The organism is Xylanibacter oryzae DSM 17970 (assembly GCF_000585355.1).
Lineage (GTDB): Bacteria > Bacteroidota > Bacteroidia > Bacteroidales > Bacteroidaceae > Prevotella > Prevotella oryzae.
Window position 1 is genome coordinate 1,063,351 of record NZ_KK073873.1, and the last position, 19,161, is coordinate 1,082,511.

Below are 19,161 nucleotides of genomic sequence, written 5' to 3' on the forward strand. Positions count from 1 at the left end.
TAGATTTAACTTGCAAATAATTATGAAACCAACAGCAATTCTACTTCTTCATTGTCCTGACCAACAGGGAATAATATCTGAAGTTACAAAATTCATAACCGATAACAAAGGTAATATCGTTTATTTGGACCAATATGTAGACCGTGTAGACGGAATCTTCTTTATGCGTTTAGAATGGGAACTTGATGGCTTTCTCATACCAAGAGAAAAGATAGAAGAATACATCAATATATTATACTCTTGCAGGTATAATATGACTTTTCATCTTTATTTTACAGATACACGTCCTCGTATGGCAATCTTTGTAAGTAAAATGAGCCATTGTCTGTATGATTTACTGGCTAGATACAAATCCGGAGAATGGAATGTTGATATCCCTTGTATTATAAGCAATCATGAAGACTTGCGATACGTTGCTGAACAATTCGACATTCCTTATTATGTATGGTCAATAAAGAAAGATCACTCTAATAAGGATGAAGTAGAGCAAGCAGAAATGGAATTGATGAAAAAAGAAAAGATCACATTCATAGTTCTAGCAAGATATATGCAGATTATAAGTAATGAGATGATAAAAGCTTTTCCACGTCATATTATCAATATACACCATTCATTTCTACCTGCTTTCGTTGGAGCAAAACCATACCATCAGGCATGGGATCGTGGTGTTAAAATTATCGGTGCAACAAGTCACTACGTCACTGAAGAATTAGACGCTGGCCCAATTATAGAACAAGACGTAGTTCGTATTACGCATAAAGATACCCCTCAAAGTCTAGTTCTTAAGGGGCGTGATCTTGAGAAGATAGTATTAAGTCGAGCTGTTTCTAAACATATAGAACACAAAATATTGACGTATAATAATAAGACAATTATATTCAGTTAACTTATGGATGTAGCAATAGTAAAATATAATGCTGGAAATATAAGGTCTGTAATTAATGGTCTTAAAAGATTAGGGATAAATCCAATACTTACAGACGATCCAGAAACCATCATAAAATCTGAGCGAGTACTTTTTCCCGGACAGGGAGAAGCACGCACAGCTATGGAATATTTACGTGAACATAAGTTAGATAAGGTGATTAAGGATCTAAAACAGCCTGTTTTAGGAATATGCATTGGTCAACAGTTGCTGTGCAAACATTCTGAAGAGGGCGACACGGAATGCCTTGGCGTTTTTGATGCGGAAGTTAAGCGTTTCTGCCCTACCCGACATGAAGATAAGGTTCCTGCAATGGGCTGGAATGAAATAACGAACCTTAAGAGCAAACTATATATTGGGGTTGACGAAAATAAATTTGTATATTTTGTACATAGCTATTACGTACCTGTTTGCGAATTTACTATAGCAACCGCAAATTATATACAATCATATAGTGCATCTTTACATAAAGACAATTTCTACGCCTGTCAGTTTCACCCTGAAAAGAGCGGAGATGTTGGTGAAAAAATTCTCAAAAATTTTATGGACATTAAGCTATAATGATATGATAGAACTGATACCGGCAATAGATATAATAGACGGAAAATGTGTACGCCTTACAAAAGGTGACTATTCGCAGAGAAAAATATATAATAGCAATCCTTTGGAAGCAGCCATCGAATTTGAAAAGATGGGATTTAGTCGATTGCATGTAGTTGACTTAGACGGTGCACGTACGAAACATATTGTTAATGATAAGACTCTTAGAGAAATAACAGATAATACAAATCTTATAGTTGATTTTGGTGGTGGCATAAAGACTGAAGAGGATATAAAAAAAGCATTTAATGCAGGTGCGTCAATGGTTACAATTGGAAGTATTGCCGTAACCAAACCAGAACTGTTTGTATCATGGATAAAGCGTTTTGGGAGTGAGAAGATAATTCTTGGAGCAGATGTGAGAAACGGCAAAATATCTATAAACGGGTGGAAAGAAGACAGTAAAGAAGATCTACTTCCATTTCTGAAGTATTATATTGACAGAGGCGTTAAAACAGTTTTGTGCACGGATATATCAAAAGATGGAACACTACAAGGACCAGCTACGGATCTATATAAAGAGGTTATGACTGTTTATCCCAACCTGCATCTTATCGCAAGTGGTGGCGTATCTAGTAATGAAGATATAGAAAACTTAGAAAAAGAAGGAATTCCTGCCGTAGTATTTGGAAAAGCTTACTATGAAGGAAAAATTGACATCAAGGGAATATTCAAAATATGAACGAAAATAGAACCAAAGGACTAGCAAAAAGAATTATACCATGTTTAGATGTAAAAGATGGTATAACTGTAAAGGGAACAAACTTTGTAAATTTGCGAAAAGCTGGAGACGCTGTTGAACTTGGAAAAGCTTATAGTGAAGCTGGTGCAGATGAACTCGTTTTTCTTGATATAGCAGCTAGTTATGAAGGACGAAAGACATTCACAGACCTAGTCAATAGAGTCGCATCTGAGATAAATATACCATTCACTGTTGGAGGCGGTATAAATGAGTTGGCCGATGTTGAACGACTCCTGTTTGCAGGAGCAGATAAAGTGAGCATAAACAGTTCTGCGATAAAAAATCCAAAGCTAATTAACGAGATTACCAGTAGATTTGGTAGTCAAGTTTGTGTTTGCGCTATAGATGCAAGGCATGATGAAGATGGATGGCATTGTTATCTTAATGGTGGTAGAGTACGCACAGAAAAAACGCTAAAAGAATGGGCCAAAGAAGTTCAAGACAGAGGCGCTGGAGAAATACTCTTTACAAGTATGAACAATGATGGTGTAAAAAACGGATATGCAAATGATGCTCTAGCTATGCTGGCTGATGAATTGTCAATACCGGTTATCGCTAGTGGAGGTGCTGGTAATATGGAACACTTTAAAGACGCTTTTACTAAGGGAAAAGCTGATGCCGCTCTAGCAGCTAGCGTATTCCACTTTGGCGAAATAACAATACCGGAACTGAAAAGATACCTCAGAACTGAAGGAATAAATGTAAGAATATAATAATAGCTATATAAATAAACAAAATGAAAATCGATTTTGAAAAAATGGGAGGACTTGTTCCAGCTATAATTCAGGACGCAACTACGAAGAACGTTCTAATGCTTGGTTTTATGAACGAAGAAGCCTACAAAAAGACTATTGAAACTAAGAAAGTTACATTCTATAGCCGTACTCGTAAATGCTTGTGGACAAAGGGTGAGACTTCAGGAAATTTTCTTAATCTTGTAAGTATTGCCAATGATTGTGACAGCGACACCCTACTTATAAAAGTAAATCCCGTAGGTCCTGTATGCCATAAAGGTACTGATACTTGCTGGGGAGAAAATAATAATGCAAATCCATTACTGTTTCTTACATCACTTCAAGACTTTATAGAAAAAAGACATGAGGAAATGCCAGAAGGATCATACACAACTAGTCTGTTTAAGGATGGATTGAACAGAATGGCACAAAAGGTTGGAGAAGAAGCACTTGAGGCCGTTATAGAAGCCACAAATGGAACTAACGAAAGACTTGTATACGAAGGATCTGATATGATCTATCATCTAATAGTACTGCTAACTAGCAAGGGATTACGTATAGAAGATCTTGCAAAGGAGCTACAGGTCCGCCATGACCCAAACTGGCACAAACACTAATAATAACAAAGATAAAGAAAGTAGCAAATGCTAATAGATTATCAGAACGTTAATATTTATCATGAAGATGTGAAAGTTCTGGAAGGTGTGAATTTTCATGCCGATGAGGGCGAATTCATTTATCTTATTGGTAAGGTAGGATCCGGTAAAAGCTCTTTACTAGAAACTATCTATATGGAGTTAGATATAAAGGAAGCAGAAAAAGCTGAAGTGTTGGGATACGATGTTTTAAATACAAAGCGCAAAGAAGTCCCTATACTACGCAAAATGACTGGAATTATATTTCAAAATTTCCAATTGCTTTCAGACCGTACTGTCTATAAGAATTTGAGGTTTGTACTAAGAGCTACTGGTTGGAAAGATAAAAAACGTATTGATGAACGTATTGATGAAACGCTCACTGATGTAGGTATGGTTGATGCTAAAAATAAGATGCCTCATGAATTATCTGGTGGTGAACAACAACGTATCGCAATTGCAAGAGCTATATTAAACAAGCCAAAACTTATTGTTGCAGATGAGCCAACTGGTAATCTTGATCCGGACACAGCAAGCCAGATTGTCGAACTTTTGAGAAGTATATGTCAGACAGGTACAGCTGTAATTATGTCAACACATAATATGCCAATGTTAGATAAATATCCAGGCATTGTATATCAGTGCAAAGACTGCAAACTGAATGAGATAACAAAAGATTTTAATAAAATATCTCTTTCTGAAGAAGAAGAATAAATACAATCTAAATAATAGACCAATGAAAGTAATGAAATTCGGTGGCACATCCGTTGGTTCTGCTGAACGTATGAAAAATGTAGCCAACTTAGTGACAGAATCAGGACAACAGAGATTTTTGGTTCTATCTGCTATGTCTGGTACAACAAATTCACTTGTAGAAATTTCTAATTATCTCTACAAGAAAAATCCAGAGGGAGCCAATGAGGTAATTAACCGTCTGGAAGTAAAATATATGAAGACAATAGAAGAACTCTATTCGTCTAAAGAATGGAAAGATAATACAAAAAATTTCCTTAAAAGTGAATTCGACTATCTTCGTTCTTTTACAAAGGAACTTTTCACAAGTTTCGAGGAGAAGAGTATAGTAGCACAAGGTGAAATCATGAGTACAAACATGATGACTAACTATATGAAAGAGCAAGGGAAAGATGTTGTTTTGCTATCGGCTTTGGATTTCATGCGTACAGATAAAAACGCTGAACCTGATCCTCAATATATAAAGGAAAAATTAGTTGCAATTATTGAGAATGATCCAAATCAACAGATATATATAACTCAAGGATTCATATGCCGTAATGCTTATGGAGAAATAGATAATCTTCAACGTGGAGGAAGTGATTATACAGCTTCTCTTATTGGTGCAGCAATAAATGCAGAAGAGATACAAATATGGACAGATATAGATGGCATGCACAACAACGATCCTCGTATTGTTGATAAAACTACACCGGTTCATAGATTATGCTTCGAAGAAGCAGCTGAACTAGCATACTTTGGAGCAAAAATACTACACCCAACTTGTGTTCAACCTGCAAAATTTTCAGGAATACCAGTACGTCTGCTAAACACAATGAATCCTTCTGCAGAAGGTACTACTATAAGCAATACCTCCGAGAAAGGAAAGATAAAAGCGGTAGCAGCCAAAGATAGTATTACTGCTATTAAGATTAAGAGCAGTCGTATGCTTTTGGCTACAGGCTTTTTACGAAAAGTTTTTGAAATATTTGAAAGTTACCAGACCAGTATTGACATGGTATGTACAAGCGAGGTTGGTGTCTCAATGAGTATTGATGATAACTCACACGTAAATGAGATTGTTGACGAACTAAAAAAATACGGAACAGTAACAATAGACAATGACATGTGCATTATTTGTGTTGTTGGTGATTTGGACTGGAGCAATGTTGGATTTGAAACTCTTGCGACAGATGCAATGAAGGATATCCCTGTGAGAATGATTAGTTATGGCGGTAGCAACTATAATATATCATTTCTTATAAAGGCTGTAGATAAAAAGAGAGCACTGCAAAGTTTAAGTAATTTACTGTTTAAAAACAGATAATTGTAAATAAAAATATGAAAGGAAAATTCCCTATAGACAAATTTCGCAAATTGCGGACTCCATTTTACTATTATGATACTGAACTTCTGAGAAAAACTCTTAAGACAATAAACTCAGAAGCCGGTAAGCATGAGGGATTTATTGTGCATTATGCAATAAAAGCAAATGCGAACCCCAAAATACTTAACATAATATGTCAAAATTCTTTAGGTGCAGACTGTGTAAGTGGTGGAGAAATAGAAGCGTCAATAAAGGCTGGTTTCCCTGCTAATAAAATAGTTTTTGCTGGCGTCGGTAAAAGCGATTGGGAAATAAAGTTAGGACTGGAAAAAAATATTTTATGTTTTAACGTAGAAAGTATCGCAGAACTTGAAGTTATCAATGATATTGCTGCCAGCATGAATAAAGTTGCATCCGTTGCTTTCAGAATAAATCCTAATGTAAGTGCACATACACATGCAAATATTACGACAGGACTAGCCGAAAATAAATTTGGTATAGCAATGCATGATATGGAAGGAGCTATTGAAGAAGCTGCAAAAATGAAAAACATAAAGTTTACTGGATTGCACTTTCATATTGGTTCACAGATACTCGACATGGGCGACTTCGAAGCTTTATGTAACCGTATTAATGATTTACAAGATGAATTAGAAAAACATCATATAAAGGTTGAAAACATAAATGTTGGTGGTGGTCTTGGAATAGACTATCAACATCCAAACCGCATGCCTATTCCTGATTTTAAGGATTACTTTGACACATATGCACATCATCTTCGTTTGCGACCATGGCAAAAACTACACTTCGAACTTGGCCGTGCTGTTGTAGCTCAATGCGGTACGCTTATAACGAAAACGCTGTATATAAAAAAGGGAACAGCAAAGCAGTTCGCTATAGTTGATGCAGGAATGACAGATCTTATACGCCCGGCACTATACCAAGCATACCATAAGATTGAGAACATCTCAAGCGAAGAGGACAATGATACATATGATGTTGTTGGCCCAATATGCGAAAGCAGCGATGTATTTGCTAAGGCTGTAGACCTGAATAAGAGCCACAGAGGAGATTTTATGGCGATACGCTCAGCAGGAGCTTATGGAGAAATAATGGCGTCACAATACAATTGCAGAAAATTACCTAAAGGTTATACATCAGAAGAAATGGGTGTTGAATCATAAGGATTAATATGAGACTTGATACTTTAACAATATTTATATGCTGTAGCATAGTCTTTATGGCTATAGTTACTCCACTTATTAACATATTTATCCGCAGTATTCGATTATTAAGAATATACAGGAAAATATATGATGACAGGGAAACAAAAGTTTCCGATGTTAAGTTTTCTATAGTTATAACCGCTCAAGACAATGAACAAGAATTAGAAAAGAATCTTCCTGCAATATTTGAGCAAGATTACGAATCTGGATTTGAAGTAATTGTCGTTACTGGAAAATCAGATGATGAAACAGATACAGTAGTTAAGAATCTTCAAAAAGAACATTCTAACTTGTATACTACATTCATTCCTGATTCAAGCCGCTATATGAGTAGAATGAAGTTAGCTGTTACACTTGGTGTTAAGGCAGCAAAGAGTGATTGGATAATACTACTTGGACCGGAATGCAAACCAGAAACGAACCAATGGCTTAAAAGCATGTCCATACATTGCAATAATAACAAAGACCTCGTGCTGTGTTATTCCAATTATGATAATGAGACTAATAAATATTACAGATTTAGAAGACTCTATTTACAACTTTACGCAATACGTGAGGCATTAGGCAAACGAGCATATTGTTCTACAGGTTATAGTGTTGCATTTAGAAAAAGCTCATTTATGAAGCATAATGGATTTCTAAACAATCTGAAATATGAGCGTGGGGAATTCGATTTTATCGTAAACGAATATTCAGAAGATTATAATACAGACGTAGTTGTAGAACATGATGCTCGCCTTATTGTAGACAATCCTTCAAAGAAAAGCTGGCTTAATGAGCAAATGTATTATATGGATACACGGAGACATCTTGCAAGAAGAATATGGCATAGGATAAAGTTTAATACTGATATGTTTTTTATGCATATCAACTATATAGCTGAAATAGCATTAATGGTATACTTTGGAATAATGCATAACTGGATTGTACTAGGAGCCTCTGCTTTCGCATTCATTTGTACAATATTAATAAGGACTATTGTTGCTAATAAAGTTATAAAATTTTTCGATTCTGGTATAAGTGTTTTATCAATAATACCTTTTGAATTAAGGATGATATGGACACAACTATACCTAAAAATGAGGTATCTCATTACAGAAAAGAAAGATTTTATAAGAAAGTAACTTATGGTTGTTCTACACTATATAGATAAATTTGATATTAGCATAGACCTTGATTCAAAATTTATTAAGGTCTTATGCGATGGAATGTCTGAATATGCAGAATCACATATAGCAACAAAATATTATGTTCATAATGAAGAATGTTCGAATGATTTAGTTCATATTGTAAATAAAAGAAATGGACTCATAAAAACATTATATGATATTATGCCAAAAGTAGTCCACGTCCATGGATGTTGGTCTTATGATACAGCTAAATTTCTTCTTGCGGCTAAGCGACGGGGGTTCTATACAGTATGGTCTCCACATGGAGGATTGCAAAGTTGGACTATAAAGAACAATTTTTATAGTAAAAAACTATCTCGCATAATTTTATATCAGTTTATAGCAGCCCATCAATCTGATATGATACATACAAGTGGTATTATTGAAGAAAAAAATGTAAAAAGGCTTAGATGGAATAGAAATGTTAGTATAATAAAAAATTCTCTAGTTACTCAAGAGATTACTAGTGAACAAATGTGTAAAGAAATGGCAACTATGTATCAAAACATAATTGACAGACACATCAATAATGAAATAGGTATATCTACTCAAAAAGCTTTTTTCTCATTAATTAAAGCAGGTCTGACAAGAGAGAATATTTCTTTAAGGCCTGGAATTAGTATATTTTCCGAAAACGAAAGGAAAAATTTCACCCTTTTGAAATATGAAGATTGGAGAAATTTATCTATATTTGCTGATAAAAAGGGTATGAATTACATAATATCGCAAGGATTAAATGTATTGGGCATTGAAAATGTAATGAATATTCCACATGAAGTGACAGTTATTCCTTCGGATAAAAATATTAATGATATTACATCATATATTACTGAACTAAAAAAGAAAGTATCTCACAAGAAAATAACATTAAAGGATATGGCAACACTATATAGTTTGCTAAGATATAATGATTATAATGAAGACGAACTTATTGAAAAATTAAAACAAGAAAATACAAGGAAATTTATGGGGAGGCTTGAATCTATACTAGTTGAATTATTTGACATGGAAGAAGGTTTTTTACCTGTTGAAACAATAAATGATCATCAAACTACTCATTTAAAGAATATTATTAATAAATGAAATTCTTAACTTATTATGACAACTACTAAATATAACATAGAAAAGGATGTTAGATATATGCAACTACTATCTCAATCTTTTCCTACAATAGCTGATGCTAGTACTGAAATTATAAATCTTGAGGCAATTCTTAATTTACCTAAAGGCACAGAGCATTTTCTAGCTGATCTACATGGTGAATATGAAGCATTTCAACATGTGCTGAAAAATGCATCCGGTAACATAAAACGAAAAGTTAACGAACTATTTGGCAATGAACTGCGCGAAATAGAAAAGAAGGAGTTATGCACTCTGATATACTATCCTGAACAAAAGTTGGAGTTGGTAAAATCAGCTGAAAAAGATATTAACGACTGGTATCACATAACTTTACACAGATTAGTTAAAGTTTGCCGTGATGTTTCTAGTAAATATACAAGATCGAAAGTTCGTAAATCATTACCATCTGATTTTAGTTATATAATTGAGGAACTTCTTCATGAACATACAGAAGATATTGACAAGACTGCATATGTTAATGTTATTGTAGATACTATTATCTCTACAGGTCGCGCAGATGATTTCATAATAGCTCTCGCCAATGTAATTCAACGACTTTCTATAGATCAGTTACATATTCTTGGCGATGTTTATGACCGCGGGCCAGGTGCACACATAATAATGGATACATTAGACAAATATCATAGTTGGGATATTCAATGGGGAAATCATGATATATTGTGGATGGGAGCCTTTGCCGGCAATGATGCATGTATGTGCAATGTTATACGTATGTCACTAAGATATGGCAATCTTGCAACTCTTGAAGAAGGTTACGGCATAAATATGGTGCCACTAGCAACATTTGCAATGGAAACATACAAAGACGATCCTTGTACAGAATTTGTACCTAAAGTAGAAAAGAATGATAAGATTGACGAAAAAACAAGATACCTTACAGCGCAAATGCATAAAGCCATAAGTATAATACAATTTAAGACTGAGGCGCAACTGTATGAAAAGCATAGCGAATGGGAAATGAAAGACCGTGAGCTTTTTAAAAATATTGACTACGAAAATGGTATCTGTACAATTGACGGACACGAGTATGAAATGGTAAGTAACAATTTTCCGACTATAAATCCCAAACATCCTATAGCACTAACTGAAGAAGAAAATTTGTTGCTAAAAAAACTTCGTCATTCTTTCTCTGTAAGCGAAAAGCTGCATAAGCACATCAACACCTTATTAGGCCATGGATGTATGTATGCTGTATATAACTCGAATCTACTTTTCCATGCCTCTGTGCCACTTAATGAAGATGGAACATTAAAAGAGGTAGAAATATACGGAAAGAAGTATAATGGAAAAGAACTGATGCAAAATACAGGCATGATGATAAGAACGGCATTTCAGGTTGATTCAGACTCTGACGAAAAAGACTATGCCATAGATTATTTTCTATACCTATGGTGTGGCAAAGATTCGCCACTATTCAATAAATCAAAGATGGCAACATTTGAGAGGTACTTTTTAAAGGATGAAGGAACATACAAAGAAGAGAAAGGTAACTATTTCAAATTAAGGGATAATGAAGATGTCTGTGACAGAATATTAGATGCCTTTGAAGTTAAAGGTGTAAATCGCCATATAATAAACGGACATGTACCCGTACACGTTATGAACGGAGAGAATCCAATAAAAGCAAATGGAAAACTTATGGTTATTGATGGCGGTTTCAGTAAAGCCTATCACAATGAGACAGGAATTGCAGGATATACCCTAGTATACCATAGTCGTGGTTTTCAACTAGTACAACATGCCCCCTTTACATCTGCAGCAGATGCTATAAAAAAAGGAACTGACATAAGAAGTACAACTATGATTGTCGAAATGTCATCTCATAGAATGCTTGTTGAAGATACAGATAAAGGAGATGAACTGCGCACTCAAATTGAAGATTTAAAAGAGTTGCTCTATACATACAGACACGGCTTTATAAAAGAAAAAAGAAATTAAAAAAGGATGTTCATAACAGAACATCCCTTTTATTTGAATTAAAATGGTAAATCATCAGAACTACCAACTTCTTCACTATCTCCTTGAGGGAATGGTACTGTATCACCTGTAGATGGTGGTGGAAAAGCGCCTGGAGCAGCAGACATTGGAGGTACACCACCAGCCATTGCTTGAGCCTGGGCAGGGTCAACATGTTCCACTTTCCATGCACGAAGATCATTAAACCAACGACCGTTCCATTCACGGGCATTTATGTCGAATGATACCGTAAGTGTATCACCTGCCTGTATATTAAATTGAGCAATCTTATCTTCTCCAAAAACATTGAAAACGCATTTTTTAGGAAACTGATCCATTGTCTCTATGACATAATCTTGAGTTTTCCATTGATTACCTGTGCGAGCAGACACACCTCCTTTTGGTTCAAGGCAGGCGATAATTTTTCCTGTAATTTCCATATTCAAATTAAGTGATTTATGTTTTATCGACTGCGAAATTACTAAAATCATTTTAAAAACATCAAAAAAGAAGGATATTTTTTTCTATTAAAGTATTTTTTTTGTATTTTTGTACCACTAATTGAATAAAATAATAAAAACATAAATATACTAATGAAATTTACATTATCAAGCACTGCTTTAAGCAGCAAACTATCAGCATTGTCCAGAGTAATTAATAGTAAAAATTCTCTTGCCATACTTGACTGTTTTCTCTTTCATGTGAAAGACGGTAAGCTCACCATCACTGCTTCTGACAGCGAAAACGTAATGAAAAGCACAATTTCACTGAACGAATCAGACTCTGAAGGAAAATTCTGTGTTTCTAATCATACGATACTTGATGCTGTTAAAGAATTATCCGAACAGCCTCTTACGTTTGAGGTTAATCTGGATTCACTCAATATAAATATTGCATACCAGAATGGGCACTTTAATTTCATAGGCCAAAATGCCGATGAATATCCTGTAAGTCAAGATGTTGACGCTAGTGCGACAACAATACTTATTAATTCAGATATTCTAAGTGACAATATAAACCGCTCACTTTTTGCTACTGCACAAGACGAATTAAGGCCTGTCATGAACGGAGTCTTCTTTGATATAACTCCTGAATTTTTAGCTATTGTAGCAACAGATGGTCATAAATTGGTTCGCAATAAGAATTTCTCTATCAAGAGCGAAACACCTGCTTCTTTCATATTACCAAAGAAGCCAGCTAATCTTCTTAAGAATCTTCTCACACATGACAATGGAGATGTAACAATAAGATTTAACGATAGAAATGCAGAAATAGCCTTTGGCGATGGTATGATTACATGTCGCTTGATTGAAGGTCGTTATCCCAATTATGAATCTGTAATTCCTAAAGACAATCCTAACACATTATGCATAGATCGTATTGCGTTGTCAAGTGCAATGAGACGTGTACTTGTATCTGCGTCACAAAGTAGTTCTTTGGTACGCTTTCATATACAGCCAGGATTGCTAACTCTAAAGGCAGATGATACTGATTATGGAAGAAGTGCAGAGGAAAATATAGTATGCGAATATACAGGAAATGCTATGGATATTGGTTTCAAGGGAACTTCTATGACTGAGGTATTGAGTAACTTAACCAGCCAAGAAGTAAATATTATGTTAGCCGATCCATCAAGACCTGGTGTAATTATTCCATCAGAACAACCTGAAAACGAAGATGTTTTGATGCTAATAATGCCAATGCTATTAAACGATTAAAAAAGATTATAATGACATTAAAACTTAAAAGACCTCTCGTAGTTTTCGATTTGGAAACTACTGGGATAGACTTGGTTAATTCCAAAATAATACAAATTTCATACATTAAAGTTTATCCTGATGGTAAAGAAGAACGAGGCAATCAATATATAAACCCCGAACAGCATATACCAGAAGAGGTTACAGCCATTACGCATATTACAGATGATGATGTAATAGACCAACCTACATTCAAAGAAGTTGCATCACAATTAGCAGAAACATTCAAATCTTGCGACTTTGCAGGTTTCAATTCAAACCGTTTCGATATTCCACTTCTAGAAGAAGAGTTCCTTCGCTCAGGAATTGACTTTGATTTCAGCAAGAGTCGGTTAATAGATGCTCAGGTAATTTACCACAAGATGGAACCCAGAAATTTATCAGCAGCTTATCGTTTTTATACCGGACACAAAATGGAAGAGGACTTTCAAGCTCATAAAGCTGACCAAGATACAGAAGCAACATACAGAGTGCTTACCTCTCAGTTAGATTTCTATAGCGAAGAGAAACAGGATGAAAAAGAACGCTGTTTAGAAAATGATATAGATTATCTTCATGAATTTTCAAAACAAAATCGTAATGTAGATTTTGCAGGTCGTATAGTATACAACGATAAGGATGTGGAAGTGTTCAATTTTGGGAAATACCGCAATCAACCTGTTACAGAAGTCCTCAAAAAAGATCCAGGATATTATAGTTGGATACTTCAGAGCGATTTTACTCTAAACACGAAACAAGTTCTAACCAGAATACGTCTGCGCGAATTTAATAAGTAAGCCATATGCTGAAAGGTAAAAAAATAGTATTGGGTATCACGGGCAGCATTGCAGCATATAAAGCATGCTACATAATACGTGGACTTATAAAATGTGGAGCTGATGTACAAGTGGTAATAACACCATCAGGGAAAGAGTTTATATCCCCTATTACATTATCAGCCCTTACTCATAAACCTGTTATTAGCGAGTTTTTCTCGCAACGTGATGGTACATGGAATTCGCATGTTGACATTGGCCTTTGGGCTGACGCTATGCTCATTGCTCCATGTACAGCAGCAACATTAGGAAAAATGGCTAATGGTATTGCTGATAACATGCTCATTACTACATACCTTTCTATGAAAGCACCTGTATTTATTGCTCCAGCTATGGACTTAGATATGTATGCACATCCTTCTACACAAGCAAACATATCTAAATTATGCTCTTTTGGAAACGTATTTATTGATCCACAGAGTGGTTTTCTTGCCAGTGGATTGGAGGGGAAAGGTCGTATGGAAGAACCTGATGAGATTGTAAGGCAAATAGATGATTTTTTCGAGGTCAAAGACTTAAAAGGAAAGAATGTACTTATAACAGCAGGGCCAACATACGAAAAAATAGACCCTGTACGATTTATTGGCAACTACTCTAGCGGGAAAATGGGATATGCAATTGCAGAAGAGTGTGCTAGAAGAGGTGCTAATGTTACGTTAGTATCTGGTCCGGTTTCATTAAAAGTTGTTCACCATAATATAAAACTTATTGATGTAGAAAGTTGCAAGCAGATGTATGAAGCGGCTACTAAATCTTTCGAGTCATCCAATATTGCCATACTATGTGCAGCTGTAGCTGATTTCAAGCCAGAAAATGTTGCTGAAAAGAAAATAAAAAGAGAAAAAGATAACTTGACAATAAAGCTTAAAGCTACAAATGATATTGCTGCGGCACTTGGCCAAAACAAAAAAGCTCACCAATTACTAGTGGGCTTTGCGCTTGAAACCAACGATGAAGAAGCTAATGCATACAAGAAATTGGAACGCAAGAACTTTGATTTTATTGTATTAAACTCTCTGAACAATAAAGGAACATGTTTTAAGTCAGAAAACAACCAGATAAGTATTATAAGTAAAACGGATAAAAAGGATTACCCTATTAAGTCAAAAAAAGATGTGGCGAAAGACATTATTGATTATCTATGTACAAAACTTTAATCATCATATTCATAGTTACAACACTAATTGACCATAGTCTGTCAGCACAGGAGCTGCAAGCTAAGGTTACAATAAACCATAACCAAATACAAGGCACAGACGCTAGTGTATTCGATAATCTACAGCAGTCACTCGAACATTTTATTAATGAACATCAATGGACGAACCTCCAGTTTGCTAGAAACGAACGAATAGTTTGCAATTTTAATATAACTGTGACAAAGTATGATAAATCTTCAAACCAATTTACTTGCTTTGCGCTTATTAATGCTAACAGACCTGTTTACAATTCATCTTATAATACTTCATTATACAGCAATAAAGATATAGATTTCAACTTTGAATTTTCTCAGTTTGATCAACTCAATTTTAAGGATAATACAGTGGATAATCAACTGACTGCATTGTTTGCATATTATGCCTATTTAATTATCGGAATAGATCTTGATAGCTTTTCACCATATGGAGGTACTGATGTATTGCAACAATGTATTAATCTTACCAATAATGCCCAAAGCCTTAATTACTCAGGATGGAAAGCTTTTGAGACAAGTAAAAATCGCTTTGCCATAATAAATGATTATATGGACGAAGGCATGAAACCGTTTAGAAAATTACAATACGAATATTACCGAACAGGCCTTGATGAAATGTCAATAAATGCAGAACGCGGTCGTATAAACATCACGTCAACTATTGAAGACAATTTAAATAAAGCACACAAAGAAAAGCCACTAAGTCTCCTTCCACAGATATGGACAGACTATAAAAAAGAAGAGTTGGCAAAAATATATAAAGGTAAGGGCACACAAAAAGAAAAAGAGCAGATATACAACATGCTTTTAGAAATTAATGCATCACAAAGTAAATATTGGGACGAAATTGAAAAATAATTAAATAAGCCATGTTAACAAAACTATATATAAAAAATTTCACAATAATAGATACCCTAGACATAGACTTCTCTTCAGGTTTCTCTGTTATAACAGGCGAAACTGGAGCTGGGAAAAGTATTATAATAGGGGCTATAGGATTGTTATTAGGGCAGAGAGCCGACTCGAAAGTTATAAAAGATGGAACAGAAAAATGCATTATAGAAGCACATTTTGACTTATCAAAATATTCAATGAAATCGTATTTTGATGATAATAATATTGATTATGAAGATTCAGACTGCATTATCCGTAGAGAACTTTCAACAAATGGGAAAAGTAGATCATTTATTAATGATACCCCTGCCCCACTATCTGTGCTAAAGTCCATTGGCGAGAAACTTATTGATGTGCATAGTCAACATCAGAATTTGCTTCTGCAACATGATGATTTCCAACTTGAAGTAGTAGACATTATCGCTGGAGATTCTAAAGATTTGGACGAATACAGTGACATCTATACAAAATATAAGGATGCGAAAAAAGAGGTACAAAGAATAAAAGAGAGTATACAGAATAAAAAAGAAAATAAAGATTTTCTTAGATTTCAGTTTGAAGAACTAAACAAAGCTAATCTCGTGGAAGGAGAACAAGAACAGTTAGAACAGACCAGTTCTACAATGAATCATGCTGAGGAAATAAAAAACAGTTTGTTCAATACAGACACTTCTTTATCTGATGAAGGTAACGGAATAATTCAAAAGCTTAGATATTCAGCGGCACAACTTCATAATATAGAGGACGTATACCCTGAAGTGAAAGAACTAGCTCAACGTATAGACGATAGTTATATTGAACTAAAAGATATAGCAGATGAAATCAGCACAAGATGCGTAAACATTGACTTTGATCCTAAAGAGCTAGATGAGATAACTTCAAAACTAGATACAATATACAGTTTACAACAAAAACATCACTGTACTACCGTAAAAGAACTTATAGACTTGAGGGAAAGTATAAATCAGCAATTGCAAGATATTGAAAATGGTGATGATATACTACTTGACATACAGAACAAAGCAAATATGCTAGAGCAGAAATGTATTGAAAAAGCAAAATATCTAAGTGCTGAACGAAGGAAATCATCCAAAATAATAGAAAAAGATGTCCTGAAACGTTTACAGACCCTAGGTCTTCCTAAAGTAAGATTTGAAATAGAATTTCAACATTGCGATTTGTGCAATAACGGTAACGATAAAGTCTCTTTTATGTTTAGTGCAAATCCTGGTACACAGTTGCAACAAGTATCTCAAGTAGCCAGCGGCGGAGAAATTGCCAGGCTGATGCTATCGTTAAAAGCCATGATAAGTGGTGCTGTAAAATTGCCTACAATCATTTTTGATGAGATAGACACAGGTGTAAGCGGTAGCATAGCTGAGAAAATGGCCAGAATAATGCAAGAAATGGCAAACAACGACAGACAAGTAATAAGTATTACCCATTTACCCCAAATAGCAGCTATGGGAACAACTCACTATAAAGTATACAAGGAGCAAACGTCTACTGGAACAAAAAGCAATATGAAAAAACTTTCAGCAGATGAAAGGATAAAAGAAATAGCACAAATGCTCAGTGGCAGTACACTAACAAAAGCAGCATTACAAAACGCAAAAGAATTATTAAATCAAATATGATGAAACGTATATATACATCCTTGCTTGCAATTATAATAGCAAGCACAACCCTTTTTGCACAAATCCCTAATTGGGCATCAAAGGCAGCTAAATCAGTATTTAAATTAACAACATTCAAACAGGATGGCAGTTTATTAACGTCTGTAAACGGTTTCTTTATTGGAACAAATGGAGAAGCAATAAGTTCATTCACTCCATTTAAGGGAGCTTCAAGTGCAGTTATTGTCGATTCAAATGGTAAAAAATACAATGTAGCTTGTATGCTAGGAGCTAACGACATATACGATATTGCTAAATTTAGAGTAGAAGGTACAAAATCACAGCCACTAACAGTTGCTAATACGGCTGCAGAAAAAGGATCAACAATATGGCTCCTGCCCTATTCCATTAAAAATCCAGATTGTCAGCAAGGAACTGTAAGCAAATCTGAGAGTTTTCTGAGTAACTATAATTATTATACATTGGATTTGAAAGCAAACGAAAACTGCATCAGTTGCCCAATAATGAACCAAAGCGGTGAAGTCATAGGTATATTGCAACCATCTGCTGACGGCATAAGTAAAGAGACATATGCAGTAAGTGCATCTTTTGCCGCATCACAAAATATCACAGGATTAAGTATAAACGACAATACTTTGAATTCAACATTTATCAGTAAAGATCTTCCTGACGATAAAGATCAAGCAATTGTAACCTTGTATATAGCTCAACAGAAAGGTGCAGATGAATTTAAGCAAGTAATAGAAAAATTTATCAATAAGTTCCCTAATGTTGCTGATGGGTATATTTCTAGAGCTCAGTTAGAGGCAGATCAAGACAATTTTATAAGTGCAAAATCAGATATGGAGAAGGCATTAAAAGTTGCGGACAAAAAAGACGATGTGCATTACAGTTACAGTAAATTGATATATCAGAAGGAAATATATAAATCAGATAAACCATACAAAGACTGGAATTTGGATTTGGCGTATAATGAGGCAAAAAAAGCTTACGACATAAATTCAACGCCAATGTATAAGTATCAGATGGCACAAATATTATATAGTCAGAAAAAATATCAAGACGCATATAATACATATATTGAACTAACCAAGACACCTCTTAAAAATGCGGAGATATTTTATGAGGCTGCACAGAGCAAAATCCAATTACAGGCTAGCGACACCGTAATTTGCGCATTGCTAGACAGCGCTGTAAATTGCTTCACCAAACCATATACTAGAGATGCGGCTCCATATATACTTGCTAGAGCTACAAAACTAGATAACATGAAAAAATACCGTGAAGCTGTTAATGACTATAACGACTATGAGACCTTGATGCGAAGTAGTATTAATGATAGTTTTTACTATATACGTGAGCAAGCAGAACTAAATGCACGTCTATACAAACAAGCTCTTGACGATATAAGCAAAGCAATAGAACTGAATCCTAAAGAGGCAACATACTATGCGGAGCAAGCCAACTTAATGCTACGTGTAAATATGCTTGAAGATGCCTTAAACAGTGCCAAGAAATGCGTCGACATGGCTCCAAAATATTCAGACGGTTATCTAATACTTGGTCTCATACAAGTCAAAAAAGGTAATAAAGAAGATGGTATGCAGAATCTACAAAAAGCAAAGTCGCTTGGCAATACTCAAGCCGATAGCGTAATCGAAAAATATAAGTGAATAA

General features: G+C 34.8%; 18 protein-coding genes. 17 read left to right on the forward strand and 1 reads right to left on the reverse strand.

Annotated elements, in window-relative coordinates:
- Positions 1-22: 22 nt before the first annotated feature.
- Genes purU through XYLOR_RS04450 form a run of 11 tightly spaced genes read left to right on the forward strand, consistent with a single transcriptional unit; the run spans position 23 to position 11,171 of the window.
- Positions 23-886, forward strand: a complete 864-nt coding sequence (gene purU / locus XYLOR_RS04400) for a formyltetrahydrofolate deformylase (RefSeq protein WP_036877321.1) — start codon at positions 23-25, stop codon at positions 884-886.
- A gap of 3 nt (positions 887-889) precedes the next feature.
- Positions 890-1,486 carry an imidazole glycerol phosphate synthase subunit HisH gene (gene hisH, locus XYLOR_RS04405; protein WP_036877325.1) on the forward strand — a complete coding sequence of 199 codons (597 nt, stop codon included), beginning with the start codon at positions 890-892 and terminating at the stop codon, positions 1,484-1,486.
- A 4-nt stretch (positions 1,487-1,490) separates the two neighbouring features.
- On the forward strand, positions 1,491-2,207 hold the full coding sequence (gene hisA / locus XYLOR_RS04410; RefSeq protein ID WP_036880682.1) for a 1-(5-phosphoribosyl)-5-[(5-phosphoribosylamino)methylideneamino]imidazole-4-carboxamide isomerase: 717 nt from the start codon (positions 1,491-1,493) through the stop codon (positions 2,205-2,207).
- Positions 2,204-2,980, forward strand: a complete 777-nt coding sequence (gene hisF / locus XYLOR_RS04415; RefSeq protein ID WP_036877327.1) for an imidazole glycerol phosphate synthase subunit HisF — start codon at positions 2,204-2,206, stop codon at positions 2,978-2,980. Before hisA ends, hisF begins: the two co-directional genes overlap by 4 nt.
- Positions 2,981-3,003: 23 nt before the next feature.
- Positions 3,004-3,618 carry a bifunctional phosphoribosyl-AMP cyclohydrolase/phosphoribosyl-ATP diphosphatase HisIE gene (hisIE, locus tag XYLOR_RS04420; RefSeq protein ID WP_036877330.1) on the forward strand — a complete coding sequence of 205 codons (615 nt, stop codon included), beginning with the start codon at positions 3,004-3,006 and terminating at the stop codon, positions 3,616-3,618.
- Positions 3,619-3,645: 27 nt separating this feature from the next.
- Complete coding sequence (locus XYLOR_RS04425) at positions 3,646-4,350, forward strand: cell division ATP-binding protein FtsE (protein WP_036877333.1); 705 nt, start codon at positions 3,646-3,648, stop codon at positions 4,348-4,350.
- A gap of 22 nt (positions 4,351-4,372) precedes the next feature.
- Positions 4,373-5,695 (forward strand): aspartate kinase, encoded by a 1,323-nt coding sequence (locus XYLOR_RS04430; protein ID WP_036877335.1) that lies wholly within the window; start codon positions 4,373-4,375, stop codon positions 5,693-5,695.
- A 14-nt stretch (positions 5,696-5,709) separates the two neighbouring features.
- Positions 5,710-6,879, forward strand: a complete 1,170-nt coding sequence (lysA, locus tag XYLOR_RS04435) for a diaminopimelate decarboxylase (RefSeq protein ID WP_036877337.1) — start codon at positions 5,710-5,712, stop codon at positions 6,877-6,879.
- 56 nt (positions 6,880-6,935) lie between these two features.
- Positions 6,936-8,045 carry a glycosyltransferase family 2 protein gene (locus XYLOR_RS04440; RefSeq protein ID WP_051508865.1) on the forward strand — a complete coding sequence of 370 codons (1,110 nt, stop codon included), beginning with the start codon at positions 6,936-6,938 and terminating at the stop codon, positions 8,043-8,045.
- Positions 8,046-8,048: 3 nt separating this feature from the next.
- On the forward strand, positions 8,049-9,173 hold the full coding sequence (locus XYLOR_RS04445) for a glycosyltransferase family protein (protein ID WP_036877338.1): 1,125 nt from the start codon (positions 8,049-8,051) through the stop codon (positions 9,171-9,173).
- Between the two features lie 15 nt (positions 9,174-9,188).
- The gene (locus XYLOR_RS04450; protein ID WP_036877339.1) at positions 9,189-11,171 is read left to right on the forward strand and encodes a fructose-bisphosphatase class III; all 1,983 of its coding nucleotides are present in this window, start codon (positions 9,189-9,191) and stop codon (positions 11,169-11,171) included.
- Between the two features lie 38 nt (positions 11,172-11,209).
- Here the strand turns inward: XYLOR_RS04450 and XYLOR_RS04455 are convergent, their stop codons facing one another.
- Positions 11,210-11,629, reverse strand: a complete 420-nt coding sequence (locus XYLOR_RS04455) for a DUF3127 domain-containing protein (RefSeq protein ID WP_036877340.1) — start codon at positions 11,627-11,629, stop codon at positions 11,210-11,212.
- 153 nt (positions 11,630-11,782) lie between these two features.
- Between XYLOR_RS04455 and dnaN the strand changes: the two genes are divergently transcribed.
- Genes dnaN through XYLOR_RS04485 form a run of 6 tightly spaced genes read left to right on the forward strand, consistent with a single transcriptional unit; the run spans position 11,783 to position 19,157 of the window.
- The gene (dnaN, locus tag XYLOR_RS04460; protein WP_036877341.1) at positions 11,783-12,907 is read left to right on the forward strand and encodes a DNA polymerase III subunit beta; all 1,125 of its coding nucleotides are present in this window, start codon (positions 11,783-11,785) and stop codon (positions 12,905-12,907) included.
- 11 nt (positions 12,908-12,918) lie between these two features.
- Positions 12,919-13,722 (forward strand): 3'-5' exonuclease, encoded by an 804-nt coding sequence (locus XYLOR_RS04465; RefSeq protein ID WP_036877342.1) that lies wholly within the window; start codon positions 12,919-12,921, stop codon positions 13,720-13,722.
- A gap of 5 nt (positions 13,723-13,727) precedes the next feature.
- Complete coding sequence (gene coaBC, locus XYLOR_RS04470) at positions 13,728-14,918, forward strand: bifunctional phosphopantothenoylcysteine decarboxylase/phosphopantothenate--cysteine ligase CoaBC (RefSeq protein ID WP_036877344.1); 1,191 nt, start codon at positions 13,728-13,730, stop codon at positions 14,916-14,918.
- Positions 14,903-15,811 (forward strand): type IX secretion system protein PorD, encoded by a 909-nt coding sequence (gene porD / locus XYLOR_RS04475; RefSeq protein WP_051508866.1) that lies wholly within the window; start codon positions 14,903-14,905, stop codon positions 15,809-15,811. Before coaBC ends, porD begins: the two co-directional genes overlap by 16 nt.
- Before the next feature lie 11 nt (positions 15,812-15,822).
- Positions 15,823-17,484 carry a DNA repair protein RecN gene (gene recN, locus XYLOR_RS04480; RefSeq protein WP_036877345.1) on the forward strand — a complete coding sequence of 554 codons (1,662 nt, stop codon included), beginning with the start codon at positions 15,823-15,825 and terminating at the stop codon, positions 17,482-17,484.
- Entirely contained in the window at positions 17,481-19,157 is a 1,677-nt protein-coding gene (locus XYLOR_RS04485; protein WP_051508867.1) for a tetratricopeptide repeat protein, read from the forward strand. The genes recN and XYLOR_RS04485 overlap by 4 nt, the downstream gene beginning before the upstream one ends.
- Positions 19,158-19,161: the final 4 nt, after the last annotated feature.